Source organism: Photobacterium sp. BZF1 (assembly GCF_014349205.1).
Classification (GTDB): Bacteria; Pseudomonadota; Gammaproteobacteria; order Enterobacterales; family Vibrionaceae; genus Photobacterium.
Window position 1 is genome coordinate 1 of record NZ_JACSOF010000226.1, and the last position, 6,996, is coordinate 6,996.

The following is a 6,996-nucleotide window of genomic DNA, read 5'->3' on the forward strand; positions in this document are numbered from 1 at the left end:
ATTCAATATCAGCCTAACCGAGCACAAAGGGTTTACGTTAAACCTTATGTAATAGCTTAGATTTAATCGCCCGAGGTGATGTAGGAAGCTAGGCGCGTTGGGGGGCTTGGTAGCAAAAGAAGTCAGTATCGAGACTGACACTGACTACTTCGGTTGGATGTGAGTATGAATAGAAATTTTGGGTTTACGCCGAGCCACGGATGATCAGTTCTGGGGCCAGTACGACTTTCTCTACTGCGGGTTCGGAGGCTTTCATTTTCTGTACTAACCGCTTACCGGCTTGCTCGCCAATCTCTGAGGCGGTCGATGACATGAAGGTCAGCGGCCAAGGTATTGTCCGGTACGACATAATCAATGTCGTCATTCACCGTTGCCCGCACAGCAATCCCGCGAGCAGTACCTAGTCCAGCTTAAGGCTGCTCATGGCTTATCAACAAGGAGATGACAGGCTGGACGCCTTGCAACACATTCTTATTCACAAGCATAAGGTCGCTATCATGCGCGGCGATACCTATGGAACAGAAGGTAAAGGCTATATTCGTTTGAATGTGGGCTGCCCGAGAAGCAAAGTGGATAAAGGCTTGGATGCTTTAATAACAGGGGTTAAGCAACTTCAGCAGTAACCCAACACCGATAGCGATACTAAAACGAACGACAATAGTTTCTGTATCGCCATCTCACAATTTGCATTCGGTAACAGAATGACAATAGTGAGTAACTATTCATTTTGGTAATCTAATCACTTACAGTAAGCGATTGAGGTTTCAAAGGAATGGTGCTGCTCCTACTATGTATTGTTTTTGGTTTACTTACCCTGTTGGCACTCAAAGAAAGTGGCCAGTTTCGCAAACTGTTTGGTGCCAGTGCACTTATTACTTTTGTAGTAACTAGCTTTTTCTTGTTAGACCACCTAAAAAAAGAAAGGCGTCTTCGTGCCTTAGCCCCTTCTGCGCCTCAGTTCGAATTTGAAACCCACAGCCACTCAGATTTCCTCAACGCCGAGAGTAATGATTTCAGTGCTGACGATCTCGAAGCCATAGCCTTCGAACTAGCCCGTCAATTGAAAGAATCTGAAGACTTTATCCTCTCTCTCCAGCAAAGACTTGAAAGTAAGAGGCAATTTATTCTAGAGAATTGGGATGATGAGTTGCCACTGGATTTGGATTTACCGGAATAACTTGCTCATATTAGCAACTGAACCCTGCGATACCCATCACACTGGGTCGATAGAAATCGGCGTAAGCTATGCAACCTAAATAATATAGCCAAACGAATTGTTATGATTACGCCGATTGAATCCTTTGACCCCATTTCCTTCCGCCGCTACCTTCACCAATATCCAGAACTTTCCCACCACGAACGCCAGACAGCAGACATCATTGTTCAACAACTCCGTCAGTTTGGTTTATCACCGAGGACGGATATAGGTGGACATGGCATTGTGGTTGAGTTTGACAGCGGTCAACCCGGTGAAACCAGTTTGTTACGTGCCGATTTCGATGCCCTTCCTATCCATGAACAAGCCAACCACGCGCATATCTCTTGTCATAAGGGGGTCATGCATGCATGCGGCCATGATGGGCACACCGCTTCTTTGATGATGGTCGCCAAACGCCTAGCCGAACATCCCCCATTATCAGGCCGTGTGTTGTTAGTATTTCAGCCCGCAGAGGAAACAGGTGCAGGAGCTGCCGCCATGCTGAAAGAACCATGGCTTGCCAATCAGCACATCGACAATGTCTATGCCTACCATAACCTACCCGGTTACCCGCTCAATACCGTTGTGATCAAACCTGGCACCTTCGCTTGTGCCTCTACCGGAGTCAGCATCGAACTATTTGGCAAAACCTCCCATGCTGCCAAGCCTGAAAATGGTATTGCACCAACGCTAGCGATGACAGAAGTAATCAAGTTGCTGCAAACCTTGCCTGAACAATTTTCCGGAGTATTTACCCTGACGACTGTTGTTCATGCCTCACTTGGCGAAACCGTTAATGGCGAAGCCGCATTTGGGACCGCACCGGGGTATGCCAAAGTACTTGCCACTTTACGCAGCGAAAACACTCAAACCTTAATAGCAATGAAGTCACTCATCGAACAGCAAATCAACACACTTTGTGAAAAGGAAAATCTCCGATGCGAAGTGTCTTGGCAGGAGTGGTTCAATGCCACCGTCAATTCACCACTGCATTGCCAGCAGGTTATCACCCAAGCCAAATCTCTCGGATTACCGATTGAACGTATTGACGAGCCGATGAGGTGGTCTGAGGATATGGCTGAATTCCTCACCAAATGGCCAGGTGCCTTGTTCTGTATTGGCAGTGGTCAAGAACATCCCCAATTGCATAATCCCGACTATGACTTTCCGGATGCACTGATCGCAACCGCCAGCCAACTATTCTGTGCTCTGGTAAAAGGAAAACATAGCTAAGTCACGTACGTGGCTAGCGGTTAACAAATTAGAACGATTATTCGACAAGATGGCTCTGGATGTTAGAGGACCTATTGAAATATAATAATACAACTCGTCACCTTTAATAACTATTTTTGCAACAAGGAGCCCTCTTGCAACTCTCTCCATTTGTAAAGAAAAACCTGAAAATTGCATGGCCGCTCGCCATGAATGCATTTCTTATGCAGTCGATGCTGCTTATCGACACGCTACTGATCTCACCACTTGGAGAAGTTCCTGTTGCGGCCATTGGTATTGCCACGGCCATTGTCGCCTTCCTGCTAGGTTTTCAAAACGCCCTCGCCAACGGCACACAACTTGTGATCAGCCGGGCCTATGGCTCGGGCCGCTCCGAGGCATTAAGCGACTCTATATTGAGCGGAATGGCTATCAACTTTGGTGTAGCAGCCTTATTTTCACTGCTATTGTTCAGTTTCGGCGATGAGTTGGTTGGCTACATTACCCAAGACCCAGAACTTCTATCATTAACAGTTGGTTACCTACAAATTTCCACCCTTACCTTGCTGTTCAGTGCCCTGACCCAAGTATTGATTGCCTGCTTCAATGGCCTAGGTAAAACAAAAATCCCTTTTAAAGGCTACCTACTCGAATTACCTGTTAATACGGTAGCAACTTACATACTCATCCACCAATTTGGTTTGGGAGTGTTGGGAGCGGCTCTTGGCAGCTTGGTGGCAATTTTGGTCCGTACCGGTTTCCTTGTTTACTGTGTTCGTATCGATGACATGATCACCCTGCGCAAGCCGGGGAAAGTCGGTCATTTCATCTACCTAACTAAACGCCACTTCGGGGAAATATTCCCGATTGCCGCCAATATGGCGATGCTGGCAGTCGGTGCGACAATATACCAACTGCTATATTCCCAACTCAGCCTTTATGCCTACGTGGCGATTACTCTGATCATGCCGTGGATCCGTATGGGTACCCAAATGACAACGGCTGCTGCCCACTCTACCGCTATTCTGATCAGTCAGGCCATCGGTGCCAACAAGCTTGATGACCTACGGGAAAATGTCGATACCAGCATCAGGATTGCTGTCATCCTATCGATTATCACCAGCGGCTTTTTCTTCGCACTAAGTCTGTGCCTATCGTTTATCTACCCTGAAATGGAACCTGAAACCTTCCAGGCACTGGCTGTTATAGCGCCGCTATACATTTTCCTGCCTTTGGTGCGCGGCTACAACACGGTACATGGTCATGCCCTGAGGGCTTTGGGGAAAACCAAAGCCGTATTTACTATCAACTTCTCAGGCCAATGGTTGGTCTCGCTCCCGCTACTGGCTATCTTGCTCCAATTCTTCGATGCTCCCTTGTTCTGGGCGTTCGCTATCATGCCATTCGAAGAATGTATCAAGGCGATCCCATTCCGCCACTTGGCACGCAAGACGCTCAATGAGTTCGATAAAGACAAAGCTGCCGAGTTGAATTACCACTAAATCGACGTGTTTTTATCTGGGGAGGATATCGCCTAGCACGATATCTCCCCAGATCACAATTCAAATTCCCCTCAGATCTGGCCCAGATCAAAAAACTGTGAACTGGCGAAGATTTCAAAGCAATCTACATTTGCTTTAAGGCGAACAGACGTATATCCTTAAGCCATATAGTCATACAATAGTATTTTTTATTAGGAGTCTGAAATGACTAAACCAGTAATTGGTTTCATCGGTCTTGGCCTTATGGGCGGCAACATGGTTGAGAATCTTCAAAACCGTGGTTACGAAGTTAACGTAATGGATCTTAACAAAGATGCAGTTGCAGCAGTTCTAGCTCGTGGCAACGCTTCTGAAGCAGCTTCTGGTAAAGAACTTGCTGAGAAAAGTGACATCGTTATGCTTTGCCTAACAACTTCTGAAGTTGTTGAGAAAGTTGTTTACGGTGAAACTGGTATCCTAGCTGGTATGTCTGAAGGCAAGACACTAATTGACTTCGGTACTTCTATCCCAGCTTCTACCAAGAAGATCGGTGCTGACCTTGCTGAGAAAGGCGCAGGCATGATCGATGCTCCTCTAGGTCGTACTCCAGCTCACGCTAAAGATGGTCTTCTAAACATCATGGCTGCTGGCGACATGGAAACTTTCAACAAAGTTAAGCCAGTTCTTGACGAGCAAGGCGAAAACGTATTCCACCTAGGTGCGCTAGGTTCTGGTCACGTTACTAAGCTTGTGAACAACTTCATGGGTATGACTACTGTTGCAACTATGTCTCAAGCGTTCGCTGTTGCTAAGCTAGCAGGCGTTGACGGTCAGCAACTATTCGACATCATGTCAGCTGGTCCTTCTAACTCTCCGTTCATGCAGTTCTGTAAGTTCTACGCTGTAGACGGCGAAGAGAAGCTAGGTTTCTCTGTTGCTAACGCAAACAAAGACCTTGGTTACTTCCTTGCTCTATGTGAAGAGCTAGGTACTGAGTCTCTAATCGCTCAAGGTACTTCTACTAGCCTACAAGCTGCTGTTGATGCAGGTATGGGTAACAACGACGTACCAGTTATCTTCGACTACTTCACAAACCTTAAGAAGTAATTCGAACATAATTTAACAACGGCGCTGCAGCTTGATAGTTGCAGCGCCGTTGCTGTTTTTGAAGCACTTCCCAATATCAATCCTTATCGGTTGTTCCGAAGCCGGAACCTTATGAACGTCCGCTCGTTGAAAACCAGCTCTTGCTCTTTGATAAAACCAAAGCGGATTAACGCCCTCCAGTTCTTCCTACTAGGCGGAAACAAGGCAGTGATTGAGCTTAGGTTCATTTCATCAAAAGCGACACGCTCAAACAGTTTAAATATTTTCAAACCGTAGCCCCAAAAGTCAGGATGCAACACCAAAGCAAAATCCGCCTCTCCACTTTCGGGCTGTAGACCGCCCCACCCAGCAAATTCGCCATTTATTATGAAAGCCCATGGGCCATATCCATGCTCTTCCCACATTTTTTGCTTGGCCTCAAGGAAAGCCGTACAACTCGCTTGTGTAAACACATCGGTTAACAGTGGTAGTTGTGCCTTAACCTGAACATTATTCATCAAGTCGATAAGCTTTTGCCTCTCTACATCCAACAGGGAGACTAACTGTATATTACTCATCGTCCATTTCTCGGGTCATAATAGAAATACCATGCTGCTATATACTATTCATTATTAATAAAAATATAGAGCCAGATGACATGTTCAAACTCAACTTTCGGTATTTAGGGTTTTTCAGCACACTGTTAATGATTGGCTGTAGTCCCTCAGACAACCTATCATCCACCGACTCACCGGCACCCAGCAAGCCTACAGCTACGAATCAAAATAGCTCAAATGAAAATACTGTGGCCCAATGGGTTGATACCCAAATTTTAGCCCCTGAGGGGCTATCCATTGAGCGAGACAATATCCGCTACCTAACAGGCCATACCGATCTCAACAACGATGGTTATGCTGAACACTTTGTCTTAATTCAGAACAGTTACTTTTGCGGTAGTGGTGGCTGTACTGCGGTCATCTTCAATAATAACGGCAACATCATCAGTCAAATGTCTGTTGTCAAACCCCCGGTGCTGTTGGCCGATAGTACGACTAATGGTTGGCAAGATTTCATGGTATGGAGCAATGGAGCATTTCGCTTGATGGCCTATGACGGAAACACATATCCGAATAACCCTTCACTAGAGCCGGAGATAGACAGAAAAGCAGGTCAGCAAGCCGCGATAGAAAAAGTGGCAGAAACAGAGATCTACCAACAGGACGGGTACGAAATTACACCTTCCGAACCCACAGAAATATGGGCTCCGGCAAGTGTTTACCATTTTACGTTTAAACACTACGGCGATCCGCAGGCGATTTATCATGCCGAGGTTGATGTAATAAAGGGCACGGTCGATATTAATCCGGCTTCATCGTATTAGTTTTCGAAGCTATACAAGTTCAAATGGCAACGGGCCATTTGAACTTGAGTTTTGGGACATTTTGTAATTAGTTTCTAATCATCAATGGCCAATAACCTGATTTGCCAACTTCTCCGGCTTATCGAAAATGGCAAATTTCGAGATCATCTTTTCAGAGTCTTGGTTCATACCCACCACTTCAACTTGCGAACCCGCTTCCATGAATTTGAGCACAACTTTATCCAGCGCACCGACCGCTGTGATGTCCCAGAAATGGGCATCAGACAAATCGATCGTGACATACCTGGTGGCTTGCCTGAAGTTAAACATATCCATGAAATTATAGGCAGAAGCAAAGAATATCTGGCCATGAACCTTGTGGATAGTATGCTCATTGCAAACCAAAACATCATCCGTCACTTTCATGATCTTGCGGCTATGGTTAGCATAAAACACTGTCGAGACCAACACGCCCACCGCAACCCCGATAGCTAAATTGTGGGTCAAGACGACTGTGACTACCGTTGCAAGCATCACCGCATTGGCATTGAGCGGGTGGTGCTTGATATCAATCAGTGACTGCCAGGAAAAGGTACTGATAGCGACCATAATCATCACGGCGACCAATGCTGCCATCGGAATTTGCTTGAGGTAATCAC

At 46.2% G+C, this 6,996-nt stretch carries 8 protein-coding genes and 1 pseudogene; 6 read left to right on the forward strand and 3 right to left on the reverse strand.

Annotated elements, in window-relative coordinates; all coding sequences use genetic code 11:
* Nucleotides 1–184 precede the first annotated feature (184 nt).
* The gene (locus BIZ37_RS28650; protein ID WP_187464436.1) at nucleotides 185–364 is read right to left on the reverse strand and encodes a hypothetical protein; all 180 of its coding nucleotides are present in this window, start codon (nucleotides 362–364) and stop codon (nucleotides 185–187) included.
* An 85-nt stretch (nucleotides 365–449) separates the two neighbouring features.
* Between BIZ37_RS28650 and BIZ37_RS28655 the strand changes: the two are divergent.
* From BIZ37_RS28655 to BIZ37_RS28675, 5 genes and pseudogenes are all read left to right on the forward strand, one after another.
* Nucleotides 450–623, forward strand: a pseudogene (locus tag BIZ37_RS28655) (transcriptional regulator); the annotation flags it as partial.
* A gap of 149 nt (nucleotides 624–772) precedes the next feature.
* Nucleotides 773–1,177 (forward strand): hypothetical protein, encoded by a 405-nt coding sequence (locus BIZ37_RS28660; protein ID WP_187464437.1) that lies wholly within the window; start codon nucleotides 773–775, stop codon nucleotides 1,175–1,177.
* 102 nt (nucleotides 1,178–1,279) lie between these two features.
* On the forward strand, nucleotides 1,280–2,431 hold the full coding sequence (locus BIZ37_RS28665) for an amidohydrolase (protein ID WP_187464438.1): 1,152 nt from the start codon (nucleotides 1,280–1,282) through the stop codon (nucleotides 2,429–2,431).
* Nucleotides 2,432–2,595: 164 nt separating this feature from the next.
* Nucleotides 2,596–3,912 (forward strand): MATE family efflux transporter, encoded by a 1,317-nt coding sequence (locus BIZ37_RS28670; protein WP_255526953.1) that lies wholly within the window; start codon nucleotides 2,596–2,598, stop codon nucleotides 3,910–3,912.
* Between the two features lie 204 nt (nucleotides 3,913–4,116).
* Nucleotides 4,117–4,998 (forward strand): NAD(P)-dependent oxidoreductase, encoded by an 882-nt coding sequence (locus BIZ37_RS28675; protein WP_107301496.1) that lies wholly within the window; start codon nucleotides 4,117–4,119, stop codon nucleotides 4,996–4,998.
* Nucleotides 4,999–5,081: 83 nt separating this feature from the next.
* Here BIZ37_RS28675 and BIZ37_RS28680 read toward each other — a convergent pair whose 3' ends face one another.
* Complete coding sequence (locus BIZ37_RS28680; protein WP_187464439.1) at nucleotides 5,082–5,555, reverse strand: GNAT family N-acetyltransferase; 474 nt, start codon at nucleotides 5,553–5,555, stop codon at nucleotides 5,082–5,084.
* Nucleotides 5,556–5,635: 80 nt separating this feature from the next.
* On the opposite strand from BIZ37_RS28680, the gene BIZ37_RS28685 reads away from it, so the two are divergent.
* Entirely contained in the window at nucleotides 5,636–6,358 is a 723-nt protein-coding gene (locus tag BIZ37_RS28685; protein ID WP_187464440.1) for a hypothetical protein, read from the forward strand.
* Between the two features lie 81 nt (nucleotides 6,359–6,439).
* Here BIZ37_RS28685 and BIZ37_RS28690 read toward each other — a convergent pair.
* Nucleotides 6,440–6,996: STAS domain-containing protein (locus BIZ37_RS28690; RefSeq protein WP_187464441.1), on the reverse strand; the 557-nt coding region annotated here is incomplete at its 5' end.

What these genes read in the sequence shown, in the direction of transcription:
- BIZ37_RS28650 (WP_187464436.1), bottom strand. Translation starts at nt 364, where the DNA reads ATGACGACATTGATTATGTCGTACCGGACAATACCTTGGCCGCTGACC.
- BIZ37_RS28660 (WP_187464437.1), top strand. Translation starts at nt 773, where the DNA reads ATGGTGCTGCTCCTACTATGTATTGTTTTTGGTTTACTTACCCTGTTG.
- BIZ37_RS28665 (WP_187464438.1), top strand. Translation starts at nt 1,280, where the DNA reads ATGATTACGCCGATTGAATCCTTTGACCCCATTTCCTTCCGCCGCTAC.
- BIZ37_RS28675 (WP_107301496.1), top strand. Translation starts at nt 4,117, where the DNA reads ATGACTAAACCAGTAATTGGTTTCATCGGTCTTGGCCTTATGGGCGGC.
- BIZ37_RS28680 (WP_187464439.1), bottom strand. Translation starts at nt 5,555, where the DNA reads ATGAGTAATATACAGTTAGTCTCCCTGTTGGATGTAGAGAGGCAAAAG.
- BIZ37_RS28685 (WP_187464440.1), top strand. Translation starts at nt 5,636, where the DNA reads ATGTTCAAACTCAACTTTCGGTATTTAGGGTTTTTCAGCACACTGTTA.